This window comes from Luteimonas sp. MC1782, assembly GCF_014164605.1.
GTDB lineage: Bacteria > Pseudomonadota > Gammaproteobacteria > Xanthomonadales > Xanthomonadaceae > Luteimonas.
Map to the genome: position 1 here is coordinate 232,196 of NZ_JACJFT010000001.1, position 13,772 is coordinate 245,967.

At 70.7% G+C, this 13,772-nt stretch carries 13 protein-coding genes; 4 read left to right on the forward strand and 9 right to left on the reverse strand.

Features of this window, described 5'->3' with window-relative positions; genetic code table 11:
• Window positions 1-38: 38 nt before the first annotated feature.
• A complete protein-coding gene (locus tag H5368_RS01140) occupies window positions 39-824 on the reverse strand; it encodes an enoyl-CoA hydratase-related protein (protein WP_182820577.1) in 786 nt (261 codons plus the stop codon).
• An 84-nt stretch (window positions 825-908) separates the two neighbouring features.
• Between H5368_RS01140 and H5368_RS01145 the strand changes: the two genes are divergently transcribed.
• The 3 genes from H5368_RS01145 to H5368_RS01155 are packed head-to-tail and all read left to right on the forward strand — an operon-like array spanning window position 909 to window position 3,276.
• Window positions 909-1,157, forward strand: a complete 249-nt coding sequence (locus H5368_RS01145; protein ID WP_182820578.1) for a FeoA family protein — start codon at window positions 909-911, stop codon at window positions 1,155-1,157.
• Complete coding sequence (gene feoB, locus H5368_RS01150; protein ID WP_182820579.1) at window positions 1,154-3,034, forward strand: ferrous iron transport protein B; 1,881 nt, start codon at window positions 1,154-1,156, stop codon at window positions 3,032-3,034. Before H5368_RS01145 ends, feoB begins: the two co-directional genes overlap by 4 nt.
• A gap of 2 nt (window positions 3,035-3,036) precedes the next feature.
• Complete coding sequence (locus tag H5368_RS01155) at window positions 3,037-3,276, forward strand: DUF6587 family protein (RefSeq protein WP_182820580.1); 240 nt, start codon at window positions 3,037-3,039, stop codon at window positions 3,274-3,276.
• Between the two features lie 277 nt (window positions 3,277-3,553).
• Here H5368_RS01155 and H5368_RS01160 read toward each other — a convergent pair whose 3' ends face one another.
• The 7 genes from H5368_RS01160 to H5368_RS01190 all read right to left on the reverse strand — a co-directional run bounded on the left by H5368_RS01160 (window position 3,554) and on the right by H5368_RS01190 (window position 9,570).
• Window positions 3,554-4,453 (reverse strand): transporter, encoded by a 900-nt coding sequence (locus H5368_RS01160; RefSeq protein ID WP_182820581.1) that lies wholly within the window; start codon window positions 4,451-4,453, stop codon window positions 3,554-3,556.
• 240 nt (window positions 4,454-4,693) lie between these two features.
• Window positions 4,694-5,062, reverse strand: a complete 369-nt coding sequence (locus H5368_RS01165; protein WP_182820582.1) for a hypothetical protein — start codon at window positions 5,060-5,062, stop codon at window positions 4,694-4,696.
• Window positions 5,059-5,619: a polymer-forming cytoskeletal protein gene (locus H5368_RS01170; protein WP_182820583.1), complete on the reverse strand. Its 561-nt coding sequence runs from the start codon at window positions 5,617-5,619 to the stop codon at window positions 5,059-5,061. The genes H5368_RS01165 and H5368_RS01170 overlap by 4 nt, the downstream gene beginning before the upstream one ends.
• Before the next feature lie 125 nt (window positions 5,620-5,744).
• Window positions 5,745-7,352, reverse strand: coding sequence for a carboxyl transferase domain-containing protein (locus tag H5368_RS01175; RefSeq protein WP_182820584.1), 1,608 nt, complete (start codon window positions 7,350-7,352; stop codon window positions 5,745-5,747).
• A gap of 98 nt (window positions 7,353-7,450) precedes the next feature.
• The gene (locus H5368_RS01180; protein WP_182820585.1) at window positions 7,451-7,810 is read right to left on the reverse strand and encodes a hypothetical protein; all 360 of its coding nucleotides are present in this window, start codon (window positions 7,808-7,810) and stop codon (window positions 7,451-7,453) included.
• 114 nt (window positions 7,811-7,924) lie between these two features.
• Window positions 7,925-8,272 (reverse strand): hypothetical protein, encoded by a 348-nt coding sequence (locus tag H5368_RS01185; protein WP_182820586.1) that lies wholly within the window; start codon window positions 8,270-8,272, stop codon window positions 7,925-7,927.
• A 122-nt stretch (window positions 8,273-8,394) separates the two neighbouring features.
• The gene (locus H5368_RS01190) at window positions 8,395-9,570 is read right to left on the reverse strand and encodes an acetyl-CoA C-acyltransferase (RefSeq protein WP_182820587.1); all 1,176 of its coding nucleotides are present in this window, start codon (window positions 9,568-9,570) and stop codon (window positions 8,395-8,397) included.
• A 148-nt stretch (window positions 9,571-9,718) separates the two neighbouring features.
• On the opposite strand from H5368_RS01190, the gene H5368_RS01195 reads away from it, so the two are divergent.
• The gene (locus H5368_RS01195; RefSeq protein WP_182820588.1) at window positions 9,719-12,568 is read left to right on the forward strand and encodes an autotransporter serine protease; all 2,850 of its coding nucleotides are present in this window, start codon (window positions 9,719-9,721) and stop codon (window positions 12,566-12,568) included.
• On the opposite strand, the gene H5368_RS01200 is transcribed toward H5368_RS01195, so the two are convergent.
• A complete protein-coding gene (locus tag H5368_RS01200) occupies window positions 12,565-13,722 on the reverse strand; it encodes an acyl-CoA dehydrogenase family protein (RefSeq protein WP_182820589.1) in 1,158 nt (385 codons plus the stop codon). The two genes, H5368_RS01195 and H5368_RS01200, sit on opposite strands and share 4 nt — an antisense overlap.
• Window positions 13,723-13,772 lie beyond the last annotated feature (50 nt).

Genomic DNA, 13,772 nt, shown 5'->3' on the forward strand with positions numbered 1-13,772 from the left:
GGTCGCGAAGGACGCGAAGTACTACACGGGGTACTTTTCTACTCGACGACCCAGCGTGGAACGCGCTTGTCGAGGAACGCGCCGAGGCCTTCCTGGCCTTCGGGTGAGACGCGCAGGGCGGCGATCAGGGCGGCGTTGTCGTGGTCGAGGCGGTCGGGGTCGGTGGCCGCGGCGACTTCGCGCACCAGCCGCTTGGCGTCGGCCGAGGCGAACGGCGCGGCTTTCAGCAGCAGGGCCACCTGGCGATCCACGGCGGCATCCAGCTGGTCGGCGGGCACCACCTGGTGCAACAGGCCGATGCGCAGCGCCTCGGCGGCATCGAAGATCTCGGCGGTGGCGAACCAGCGCCGTGCCTGGCGGCTGCCGATGGCGGCGATCACGTAGGGCGAGATCACCGCCGGCAGCAGGCCCAGGCGGCTTTCGGTGAGGCCGAACTTCGCCTCCGGCACGCCGATGGCGATGTCGCAGCAGGCCACCAGGCCCACGCCGCCGCCGAATGCCGCGCCGTGCACGCGCGCGATGGTCGGCCTGGGCAGGCGATCGAGGCTGCGCATCAGCCGCGCCAGGGCGAGGGCGTCGTCGCGGTTCGCGCCCTCGTCGGCACTGGCCATGGCGCGCATCCAGTTGAGGTCGGCGCCGGCCGAGAACGAGGCCCCGCGGCCCTCCAGCACCACCACCCGGACCGACGCATCGCCGGCCAGCGCATCGAGTGCCGCGGTCAGTTCCGCGATCAGCGCCGCGTCGAAGGCGTTGTGCAGTGTCGGACGGTCCAGGCACAGGCGCGCCACCGCGCCGTGCCGGGTGAGTGTCAGGGGTGCCGGCATCGTGAGCCTCCGCGTAAGGACATAAATGATAGCCGCGCCCCGTGACCGCGCTACAATGAGAACTGTTCCCATTTGGAAGTTCCCGTGAGGCTGACCGAGCTGCCGCGCCGCACGCCTGCGATCGTCGACCGCGTCGAGGCGCGCTACGACAACGACCACATCGCGCGCCGCCTGCGCGAGCTCGGGTTCGTGGCCGGCGAGGAAGTGCAGGTCACCGCCGCCGGGCCGTTCGGTTCCGAACCGCTGCTGGTCCAGGTCGGCTACACGCGCTTCGCCCTGCGTCGCGACGAGGCCGCGCGGGTGGTGCTGCGCAATGGCGACGCTCGCCCATGAGCGTCGACGCCAAGGCGCTGCCGCGACTGGCCCTGGTCGGCAATCCGAACTGCGGCAAGACCGCGCTGTTCAACCAGCTGACCGGCAGCCGGCAGAAGGTCGCCAACTACACGGGCGTCACCGTGGAGCGCAAGGAAGGGCGGCTGGTCGCGCCGTCCGGGCGCCAGTACGCGGTGCTCGACCTGCCGGGTGCCTACAGCCTGCATCCCTCGAGCCTGGACGAGGCGATCACCCGCGACCTGTGCCGCGGCTTCTATCCGGGCGAGCCGGTGCCCGACGCCATCGTCTGCGTGGTCGACGCCACCAACCTGCGCCTGCACCTGCGCTTCGCGCTGGAAGTGCGCGAGCTCGGCCTGCCGATGGTGGTGGCGCTCAACATGGCCGACGCCGCCGCGCGCCGCGGCGTGGTGATCGACCGCGCCGCGCTGGAGGCCGAACTCGGCGTGCCGGTGGTGGAGACCATTGCCGTGCAGCACGACGGTGCCGTGGCGCTGGTCGAACAGATCGAAGCGATGACCGCGGCACCGCGGGCGCCGCACAGGCGCCTGGGTGGCGCGGACGCGACGGTCGACAGCGACGCCCTGCACGCGGAGACCCGGCGCCTGCTGGCGCTTGCGGTCAGCATGCCCACGCGCACCGCGCGCCTGGACGACAGCCTCGACCGCTGGCTGCTGCACCCCGTGTCGGGCCTGCTGACGCTGGCGGTGGTCATGTTCCTGATTTTCCAGGCGGTGTACGCCTGGGCCACGCCGGTGATGGACCTGATCGAGGGGGGCACCGCGTGGCTGGGCGATGCCGTCGCCACGACCATGCCGGACGGCCCGCTGCGCAGCCTGCTGGTCGACGGCATCATCGCCGGGCTGGGCGGGGTGGTGGTGTTCCTGCCGCAGATCCTGGTGCTGTTCGCCTTCATCCTCGCGCTGGAGGAGTCCGGCTACCTGCCGCGCGCGGCGTTCCTGCTCGACCGCATGATGGCGGCGGCGGGCCTCTCCGGACGTTCGTTCATCCCGCTGCTGTCGAGCTTCGCCTGCGCGGTGCCCGGCATCATGTCCACGCGCTCCATCCAGGATCCGCGCGACCGCATCGCCACGATCATGGTGGCGCCGCTAATGACCTGCTCGGCGCGACTGCCGGTGTATGCGCTGCTGATCGGCGCGTTCATCCCGGCGCGCGAAGTCGCCGGCATGTTCAACCTGCAGGGCCTGGTGCTGTTCGCGCTGTACATGGCCGGCATCGTCAGCGCGCTGGCCGTGTCGTGGATCATGAAGCGCTGGCGCCGCGACAAGGGCGAGCACCCGCTGCTGCTGGAGCTGCCGTCGTACCGGGTGCCGCACCCGCGCGATCTGCTGATCGGGCTCTACGAGCGCGGCATGATCTTCCTCAAGCGCGTCGGCGGCATCATCTTCGCGCTGACCGTGCTGCTGTGGGTGCTGCTGTCATTCCCGGCGCCGCCGGCCGACGCCATCGGCCCCGCCATCGACTACAGCTTCGCCGGCCGCATCGGCCACGCGCTTGCGGCGGTGTTCGCACCGATCGGCTTCAACTGGCAGATCTGCATCGCGTTGATCCCGGGCCTTGCCGCGCGCGAAGTGGCGGTGTCCGCGCTGGCCACGGTGTATGCCCTGTCGGCCGTCGACGACGATGCGGCCAGCCAGGCCCTGTTGCCGATCATCAGCGACGGCTGGTCGCTGGCCACCGGGCTCTCGCTGCTGGTGTGGTTCATCTACGCGCCGCAGTGCATCGCCACCTGGGCCGCCATCCGCCGCGAGACCGGGTCGTGGAAGCTGATGGCCATCAACGCCGTGTTCCTGTTCCTGCTGGCCTACCTGGCCTCGTTTGCGACCTACCAGATCACCGTGGCCCTGGGCGGCGGCTGACGATGGGCATCGGCCTGGCCGTGCAATACGGGGTGGTGGCGCTGGTGGTGCTGCTCGCCGCCTGGATGGCGCTGCGCCGGCAGTTTCCCGGCACCACGCGCCGCCTGCGCATCGCCGTCGCGCTGCCACTCGTGCGCGATGGCCGCCCGCCTTGGATGCGCCGTCTCGGCCTGCGTATCGCTCCCGCGGGTAGCGGCTCCGGCACCAGTTGTGGCGGTGGGTCGTGTGGTGGCTGCAGTTGAGGCTCTCATGTCGCGCGCTGGCGGGTTGGCACATCGCTTCGCGGTCTGACGGCCCTTCGGGCCTTTAGGCCCGCTGCGCGATGCGCCAACCCGCCCGTGCCGACGGTTTCGCCGGGCGGCGGAAAAGCCGGGGCGCGCGCTGGCGGGTTGGCACATCGCTTCGCGGTCTGACGGCCCTTCGGGCCTTCAGGCCCGCTGCGCGATGCACCAACCCGCCCGTGGCGACGGTTTCGCAGGGTGGTGGAAAAGCCGGGGCGCGCTGGCGGGCCTGCCCGCCCTACGGTGTCGTCGTGAGATGGGCGCGGACTGCCTGGGCGAATCCGGCGCCGGCGTTGGGATCCAGGCCGAGGTAGAAATCCGGTTCGATCAGTTCGGCTTCCATCAGCAGCCAGCGGCCGTCGGCGACGGGCACGACATCGATGCGGGCGTACAGCAAGGGCGCGCCGATCGCGGCCAGGGTCTGCTCGGCCAGCGCGAGCGCGCCGGCGGGCGGGCTCGGCACGGCGCTGTAGAGGCCGCCGTATTGCACCTGGATGCGGAAGTCGCCGTCCACCGGGCGCTTGTTGACGGCGTGGCTCAGGCGCCCGCCGAAAAACAGCAGCGAGGTTTCGCCCTCGGTCTCGATCGTCGGCAGGTAGGGCTGGATCATCGCGGCACCGTCGGGCGCGCCCACCAGTGCCTCGCCGCGACGCACGCGCTGCGTCTGCCAGGCACCGCCGGACACGGCGGGCTTGACGATCAGCTGTGCGGCGCCGGTTGCCTCGAACATCGCATCGATCTGTTCGCGCGTGACGCGCTCGGTCCAGGTGGTGGGCGGGATGGCGATACCGCGTCGCGCCAGTGCGTCGAGGTAGTGCTTGTCGGAGTTGGAAGCCAGCACTTCGGCCGGATTCGCGATCGGCACGCCCGCGTCCTGCCACGCCCGGCATGCCCGCAGCCAGCGCGCGTGGTCGAGGTGGTAGCCCCATGCGAGCAGCGGCAGCACGAGCGGAAATTCCATGAGCTGCCCGCAGTCGTCGACATGCGCGGTCCAGGGAGTCGGCGTTGCCGTCACGCCTGCGGTGGCGAGCGCGTCGGAGAGCCGCGCGAGTACATCGGGCCAGCTCCCGGCATACGTCTCATCCGCCGGGTCCGGCGTAAGGATGGCGGCGCGGTTCGATGCAAAAGGCGTGTGCATGGCGGAGAGTCCAGGTCGCGCTGGCGGGTCGTCACATCGCTCCGCGGTCTGACGGCCCTTCGGGCCTTTAGGCCCGCTGCGCGATGCGCCAACCCGCCCGTGGCAAGCCTTTCGCGGCCCGAAGGGACGCCAACCCCGCGACAGCAATCGGCGCGGTGGGCGTGCACCGTGCGGAGCCGGCCTCGGCACGCAAGACGGTGGAGCACGGTGCACGCCCACCGCCTCGCCAAGCCAATCACCTCAGTGCCGCGAAGTAGGCCGCTTCGGCATCCGCCGCATGTCGTTGGTCGGCATCAACTCCACCGCCAGCGTGAACGTGCGCGCATCGCCCGGATGGATGGCGCCCACGCCGACCACCTGGTGCGAGACCTCCTTGCCCTCGTCGTCACGAATGGTCAACACCACCGAGTACTCCCACGCGCCGCCCTCGGCGGGATGGCGGATCTCGCCCTCCACCTGCAGTGCACGCGTGACCTGGGTCGGCTGGGCCTTGTCTTCGAAACGCAGGTAGTGCCGGCACGACGGGCACGTCACCGCGCTTTCCAGGATCGTCGTCTTGCAGTGCGGGCAGGTGCGCGTGGCACCTGCCGCACCGGGGCGTGTGCTCACGAGACCAGGTCGAGCCCGGCCTTCGAGGCGTCCTTCTTGCCCTTGTCGTCCTTGCCCGGCGCATCGTCGCCCCAGCCACACTCCACGTTACCGCGGATGCGCGCACCGGCGGCCACCGTCAGCGTGCCCGCCTTGACGTCGCCCATCAGCACCGACGACGCCTGCAGTTCCACGCGCGACGCCGACTCGATGTTGCCTTCCAGCTCGCCGGCCACCGTGACCCGCTGCGCGCGCACGCCACCGTTGAGCTTGGCGCCGGTTTCGATGGTCAGGTCGCCTTCGACGTTCACGTCGCCCTTGAACTTGCCGGCGATGCGCACGTGGCCGCTGCCCGAGATCTTGCCCTCGATGGTGAGGTCGGCGGCGATCAGCGATTCCTTGAGCTGCGGCTGCGCAGGCACGCGCGGGGTCGGCGTGGGCGTCTGCACCGGCGTGAAGTCGGCGATCGCGGGCGCGGGCTCGCGCACCGGCGTGTCGAGGTGGCTGGTGGCGGTGTTGTTGCCGAACGGCAACGAGGTGTCTTTCTTGGCGGAACCTTGCGGGTTGAAAATGGCCATCGGGGGATGCTTCCTCGGGTACAGGGCAGGGCGTCAGGGAAGTCCGAGCCTATCACGCGAACGCCTTCACATCGCTGTGACACGGGTCACCAAACCTGAACCGCACCAATGACTTGCGCGCGTCGCTACATGCGGAAAACGCCGTAGCGGGCCGGTTCCACGGGGGCATTGAGCGATGCGGACACCGCCAGGCCGAGCACCCGCCGGGTGTCGGCGGGGTCGATGATGCCGTCGTCCCACAGCCGCGCCGTGGCGTACCACGGGCTGCCCTGGGCCTCGTACTGCTCGCGGATGGGTGCCTTGAAGGCCGCCTCCTCGTCCGCGCTCCAGCTGCCGCCGCGCGCCTCGATGCCGTCGCGTGTGACGGTGGCCAGCACGCTCGCCGCCTGCTCGCCGCCCATCACGCTGATGCGCGCGTTGGGCCACATCCACAGGAAGCGCGCGCCGTAGGCGCGGCCGCACATGGCGTAGTTGCCGGCGCCGAAGCTGCCGCCGATCACCACGGTGAACTTCGGCACGGACGAGCACGCGACCGCGGTGACCATCTTCGCGCCGTCCTTGGCGATGCCGGCGTTCTCGTACTTGCGGCCGACCATGAAGCCGGTGATGTTCTGCAGGAACACCAGCGGGATGCCGCGCTGGTTGCACAGCTCGATGAAGTGCGCGCCCTTGAGCGCGCTCTCGGAGAACAGGATGCCGTTGTTGGCGACGATGCCGACCGGGTAGCCGTGCAGGTGCGCGAAGCCGGTGACCAGGGTCTTGCCGTAGCGCGCCTTGAACTCCTGGAACTCGCTGCCGTCGACGATGCGCGCGATCACCTCGCGGATGTCGAAGGGTCGCCGCGTGTCCTGCGGCACGATGCCGTACAGCTCCTCGGCCGCGAACAGCGGCTCGCGCGGCTCGCGCACCGCCACCGGCAGCTGCTTGCGCCGGTTGAGGTTGCCGACGATGTCGCGGGCGATCTGCAGCGCGTGCCGGTCGTCCTCGGCGAAGTGGTCGGCGACGCCGGACACCGAGGTATGCACGTCGGCGCCGCCGAGCGCCTCGGCATCGACGATCTCGCCTGTGGCTGCCTTCACCAGCGGCGGGCCGCCGAGGAAGATCGTGCCCTGGTCCTTGACGATGATCGACTCGTCGCACATCGCCGGCACGTAGGCGCCGCCGGCGGTGCACGAGCCCATCACCACCGCGACCTGCGGGATGTTGTCGGCGCTCATCCGCGCCTGGTTGTAGAAGATGCGGCCGAAGTGCTCGCGGTCCGGGAACACCTCGTCCTGCAGCGGCAGGAACGCGCCGCCGGAATCGACCAGGTAGACGCAGGGCAGGTGGTTCTCGCGCGCGATCTCCTGCGCGCGCAGGTGCTTCTTCACCGTCATCGGGAAGTAGGTACCGCCCTTGACCGTGGCGTCGTTGGCCACCACCACCACTTCCTGGCCCATCACCCGGCCGATGCCGCAGACCATGCCGGCCGCGGGCGCGGCGGCGCCGTACATGTCCTCGGCGGCCAGCGGCGCGATCTCGAGGAACGGCGAACCCGGGTCGAGCAGGGCGGCGATGCGCTCGCGCGGCAGCAGCTTGCCGCGCGCGACGTGCTTCTCGCGTGCCTTGTCGCCACCGCCGTCGGCCGCGCGTGCCAGGCGCCTGTCGAGTTCGTCGACCAGGGCGAGGTGGTGTTCGACATTGCCGGTGAAGTCGCTGGACGCGGTGTCCAGGCTGCTGCTGAGGACGGGCATGCGCTCACATCGGGCTGCGGGTGGCCGGCAAGGATACCCGCAAGAAAAAAGGCCCGCCGAAGCGGGCCCTGCTGCCGGGCAAAGCCTGGCGGCGAAGGTCAGTCTTCGACCTTCTCGGCGGCGCGGTCGGCCGAGTCGGCGGCGTCGCGCAGTGCTTCGGCGGTGGCGGCCTGCGCATTGTCGGCGGCGGCAGCGGCAGCGGCCTGCGCTTCGGCGGTGGCCTGGTCGACGGCCATTTCGGCTTCGGCGGCGGTTTCGCCGGCGGCAGCGGCAGCGGCGTTGGCAGACGCGGCAACGGCGTCACCGGTGGCTTCAGCGGCCTGGCCGATGGAGTCGCCGGCGGTCTCGGCGGTGGCTTCGGCTTCGGCCGACGCCTGCTGGGCGGTGGAGGTCTCGTTCTGGCACGCGGCGAGCGCGAAGGTGCAGGCGGCCAGCAGCGCGATGGTCTTGATCTTCATGGGATATCCCCTGGGCAGTGTGGTGGAGCGGAGGTGCAACGGTCGGAAAGGAAAAGCCGCTGGCGGACCAGCGGCTTCTCTTTTTACATGACGCTTGCGATACGACCGACCCGATTACGGGGTCGCCGCGTCCTTGACAGCCTCGGCCTCGTTCTCGGCGGCGTCGGCAGCGTCCTGCGCGGTGTCGAGCGCGTCTTCGGCGGCATCGGCAGCAGCGTCGGCGGCTTCGCCGGTGGTCGCGGCAGCAGCGGCAGCGGCCTGGTCGGCAGCGGCGTCAGCAGCGGCAACGGCCGAGTCGGCAGCGGCGTCGGCAGCCTGCGTGCCGGCCATGGCGGCGTCGGCAGCAGCCTGGTCGGCGGTCTGCGCGGCGTCGGCAGCGGCGTCGGCGGCGGCGTCCTTGTTGGTGCACGCGGTCAGGGCGAAGCCCAGCGCCAGCGCGATCAGCAGCTTGTTGATGGTCATTTGGTACATTCCTCGTCGTGGATTGGGCAACGCGCAACTGCGCGCCGCGACAATGATGACAAGCCTCGATTGGCTGTCAAGCGGTAGTTTGAAGTGCCAGAGGTAAAGGGCGCGTTAACGGATCAGGCAAGTTCCACCGCAATCGCCGTCGCTTCGCCACCACCAATACACAGGGACGCCACGCCGCGCTTGCCGCCGCTGGCCTTCAGGGCGTGCAGCAGGGTGACCACCAGGCGCGCTCCGCTGGCGCCGATCGGGTGTCCCAGGGCGCAGGCGCCACCATTGACGTTTACCTTGGCGTGGGGAATGTCGAGATCGTGCATGGGCGCCATGGCGACGCACGCGAACGCCTCGTTGATCTCGAACAGGTCGACGTCGGCGACCGTCCAGCCGGCTTTGGCAAGCACGCTTGAAATCGCTTTCACCGGCGCGGTGGTGAACCATTCCGGGGCCTGCGCGTGGCCGGCATGCGCCACGATGCGCGCCAGCGGGGCGATCCCGCGGCGCGCGGCCTCGTCGGCCGACATCAGCACGACCGCGGCGGCGCCATCGGAAATCTTCGAGGAGGATGCCGCCGTCAGCAGCCCGTCCTTGCCGAACGCCGGGCGCAGGCCCGGGATCTTGCCGACATCGATGCGGCCCGGTTCCTCGTCGCTGTCCACCACCACCTCGCCCTTGCGGGACTTCACGGTGACCGGCGCGATCTCGTCCCTGTAGGCACCCGAGGCCTGCGCCTGCTGCGCGCGACGCACGCTCTCGGTGGAGAACGCATCGAGCGCCTCGCGGCTGAAGCCGTACTTCTCGCAGGCGGCATCGCCGAACACGCCCATCGCCTTGCCGTCGTCGGGGTTGGTCAGGCCATCGTGGGCCATGTGGTCGAGGAACTCGGCGCTGCCGAAGCGCAGGCCGGTGCGCGAACCGTTGAGCAGGTGCGGCGCATTGGTCATCGACTCCATGCCGCCCGCCACCACCACCGAGGCCGAGCCGGCCTTGATCATGTCGTGCGCCAGCATGATGGTCTTCATGCCCGAGCCGCACACCTTGTTGACGGTGGTGCAGCCGGCGGCATCGTGGATGCCCGCGGCGCGCGAAGCCTGGCGCGCGGGCGCCTGGCCAAGGCCGGCCGGCAGCACGCAGCCCATCAGCACTTCGTCGACCTGATCGCCAGCGACGCCCGCAGCGGCGAGCGCGGCGGAGATCGCCGTGGCACCGAGGGTCGGGGTGGGCACGCCGGTGAACTGGCCGAGCATGGAACCGATGGCGGTGCGCTTGGCACCGACGATGACGATGTCGGTCATGGTGAACTCCGTGGGGATTGTGCTGGCATTATCGCACCGCGCCAGCGCCGCGGAATCGTCCATTCGGGCCAGCCGCGGCTGCCATGCTTGGCGCCTGGCGGGTTTTTGGCGTAATAGCGGTGCTGCGGCAACTTCCAGGGAGAGGGTGATGGCGGGAATCAGGTGGGCAGGCACCGATGGCAGGACCATCGCAAGGCTGGCAGTGGCGATGCTGGCAGCCGCGCTTGCGGCATGTGGCGGCGGTGGTGGTGGTGACAATGTGCGTGTCGACCCGCCGCCAGCAGCGCCACCCCCGCCACCCCCGCCGCCGGTGGTGGAAGCGCCCAATCCGGCGTACAGCCAGCATCTCGTCCATACGAATGCCGCCGCGGCGCACGCCGCCGGCTACACCGGTGCCGGCGTGCGCATCGGCTTCGTCGACAGCGGCGTCAACCGCAACCATCCGGCGTTCGGCGGCCGGGTGGTGTCGAACCTCGTGTACATCGACGGCCGCAACAACAACCTGACGGTGGACGATGTGGTGGGCCACGGCACCGCGGTGGCGCAGGCCGCGGCGGGGCAGGCGTTCGGCAAGTGGCCCGGCGGCATCGCGCCGGGAGCGGAAATCGTGTCCGCGCGCATCATCAGCGACAGCCCGCCGGAAGACGACGGCTCCGGCGAGGGCAACGAGGTCGACGGACCGCTGGGCCTGGCCGGCGTGCACCGCGACCTGATCGACCGCGGCGTGCGCATCATGAACAACTCCTGGGGCGGGCTGTACTGGAGCAATCCGAACGTCACCGCGGCGATCGCCGCCGAGTACCGGCCGTTCATCATCGGCAACGACGGCCTGGTGGTGTTCGCCACCGGCAACTCCGCCTTTGCCGCTCCATCCGACATGGCGGCGCTGCCGAGCCAGCAAGGCCCCGGCGGCAGCCTGCCCGCGGCGGACCTTGCGCGCGGCTGGATCGCGGTGGCGGCGCTTGCCGAAGGCAGCACCTCGCACCTGGCCACATACTCCAATGCCTGCGGCATCGCCATGGACTACTGCATGGTCGCGCCCGGCACCGTGGTGGTCACCGGCGCGGACAATCCGCCGCATGCCCCGGACTACTGGCGCTGGTCCGGCACGTCGCTCGCGGCGCCGCTGGTGTCGGGCGCTGCCGCGCTGGTGTGGCAGGCGTTCCCGTACTTCAACAACGACCTGGTGCGGCAGACGCTGCTTGGCACCGCGACCGATCTCGGCGCCAGCGGCATCGACCCGGTGTTCGGCAACGGCGCACTCGATGTCGGCAAGGCGGTCGGCGGTCCGGCGCGGCTCGACTGGGGCACGGTCACCGCGGACTTCGACGGCTTCAGCTCGAGCTGGTGGAACCAGCTCTCCGGCGCCGGTGCGGTGCGCAAGCAGGGCAGCGGCACGCTGGTGCTGGAAAACAACGCGCTCAACGGCGGCGGGCTCGAGGTCGCGGAGGGTACGCTGCATGCCAGGGGCGGGGTGGCGGGCGACGTGTGGGTGGGTCCCGCAGGCCGGTTCCTCACCGGGACGCGGCTCTGGGGCGGCCTGGAGAACGCCGGCCGGGTCGAGGTGCGCGCACCCGGCGGCCAGGGCGGCAGTGACCGCCTCACCCTCGAGGTGCAGGGCGACCTCATCCACCGTGCCGGCGCCACGCTCGGCATCGAGCTGGGCACCGGACTGCGCGTCATCGGCGCCGCGGTCATCGAGGGCGGCGCCCTGCAGGTGCTCGGCGTGCGCAACGGCTACACCTCGTCGAGCCGCGAGGAGCTCCTGTTCGCGACGGCACGTGTCACCGGCACCTTCGACGCGCTGACCGCGGCACCGGGCGTGTTCCTCGACGCCAGCCTGGCCTATACCGACTTCCACGTCTGGCTCGACATCCAGCGCCTGGACATCACCGCGGTCGCGGCCTCGTTCGACGCCGTCACGCCGGCCAGCATGCTGTCGGCGGAGCGCATCGAGCAGGCGTTCCGCGAGATCGACCGCCAGCAGCGTGATGCCGGCGGGGCGATCGACGGCGGCTTCATCACTGCTGCCGGCGAGTTCCAGCGCATTGGCACCCAGGCCGGCGCACAGCGGGCGCTGTCAAGCCTGTCGGGCGAGCTGCACGCCGCGGCCACGGCGATGACGCTCGACACCATCGACATGGGCCGGCGCGCGCTGTCGTCGCGCTTGGATGCGTTCGACGGCAATGCGCGCGGCGCGGGCGCATGGACGCGCACGCTCGGCAGCGCGGGCGAGGGCGGCCTTGCCGGCAACGGCTTCGCGGTCGACGGCTGGTTGATGGGGCGCGATCACGACCTCGGCAACGGCGCGACCGCCGGCTTCGCCTTCGGCGAGACCCGCGCGCTGGGCCGCGTCGAAGGCCTTGGCGATCGCGGCCACGACCGCCAGACCCTGGGCACGGCGTATGCCGGCTGGCTGCGCGGCAACGCCTATCTATCGGGTCAGGCCACGTCGGGGCGTTTCCAGCGCGACATCGAGCGCCGCCTGTTTGCCGGCGGCGACACCGCGGGCGTCTCCAGCCGCTACGGCGGCGACTACTCCGCGGCCAGCCTCGAGACCGGCTACCGCTTCGACATCGCCGGCGTCGCACTCACGCCCTACATCGCCGCCCAACACGCGCGCATGCGCAGCGACGGCTTCAACGAAGGCGGGGCCGACGGCTTCGGCCTGCGCACGGACGCGTGGTCGGCAAGCCGCAGCCAAGCGATCGCAGGCCTGCGCATGCAAGGCGCGTGGCACGGCCTGCGCGTGCACGGCTACGGCGAGTGGCAGGAGACGCTGGCCGCAAGCGGCTTCGACGTGGCGGCGAGCTTCACCGGCGTGCAGGCCTGGGCACCGCTGGGCGGGCAGGCGCCGGCGCTGTCGGGCGGCGCGTTCGGCCTGGGTGTGCAGTCAAGGTTAGGCCGCAACGCGATGCTGGGTCTCGGCTTCGACCAGCGCTTCGGTCCGCGCGGCGATGAGCGGATGGTCTCGCTGCGCTACGCGGCGGGGTTCTAGGCCCGCCCTTCGAACAGCTCGCGGCCGATCAGCATGCGCCGGATCTCGTTGGTGCCGGCGCCGATCGCGTACAGCTTGGCGTCGCGCAGGATGCGGCCGGTGGGGTACTCGTTGATGTAGCCGTTGCCGCCCAGCGCCTGGATGCCTTCCAGCGCCACCTGCACCGCGGCTTCGGAGGCGTGCAGCAGGCAGCTGGCCGCATCCACGCGCGAGCGGTGGCCGGCGTCGTAGTCGCGCGCCACCTGGTAGGCAAACGCGCGGCTGGACTGCAGCGCGGTGTACATGTCGGCGATCTTGGCCTGCATGATGCCGAAGGTGCCGATGGCGGCATCGAACTGGCGGCGCTCGCGCACGTAGGGCAGGGCGGCATCCAGCGCCGCCTGCATCAGGCCGATCGGGCCGCCCGAGAGCACCAGGCGTTCGGTGTCCAGGCCCTTCATCAGCACGCGCACGCCCTGGTTCACCTCGCCCAGCACGTTCTCCACCGGGATCGCGCAGTCCTCGAACACCAGCTCGCAGGTGTTGGAGCCGCGCATGCCCAGCTTGTCGAGCTTCTGCGCGGTGCGGAAGCCGGGCATGCCGCGTTCCACGATGAACGCCGTCATGCACTTGCTGCCGGCATCCTTGCCTGCGGTGCGCATGTACACCACCAGCACGTCGGCCTCGGGGCCGTTGGTGATCCACATCTTGCTGCCGTTGGCGACCCACACGCCGTCGCGCAGCTCGGCGCGGCAGGCCATCGAGCCGACCACGTCGGAGCCGGCGCCGGCCTCGCTCATGGCCAGCGCGCCCTTCCATTCGCCGCTGCAGAGTTTCGGCAGGTACTTCGCGCGCTGCGCGTCGGTGCCGTTGGCATGCAGGTTGTTGACGCAGAGGTTGGAGTGCGCGCCGTACGACAGGCCGATGGCGCCCGAGGCGCGCGAGATCTCCTCCATCGCCACCAGGTGCGCCAGGTAGCCCATGTCGCTGCCGCCGAATTCACCCGGCACGGTCAGGCCGAGCAGGCCCATCTCGCCAAGCTTGGGCCACAGCGCCTGCGGGAACGCGTTGTCGCGGTCGGCGGCCTCGGCGAGCGGCGCGATCTCGGCCTCGGCGAAACGGCGCACGGCGTCGCGCAGCGCGTCGATGTCTTCTCCCAGTGGAAACGGGCGCATGTTCGATCCTCCATGTGGTGCGGCCGGCACATCCGGTGCCGGCGCGAAGT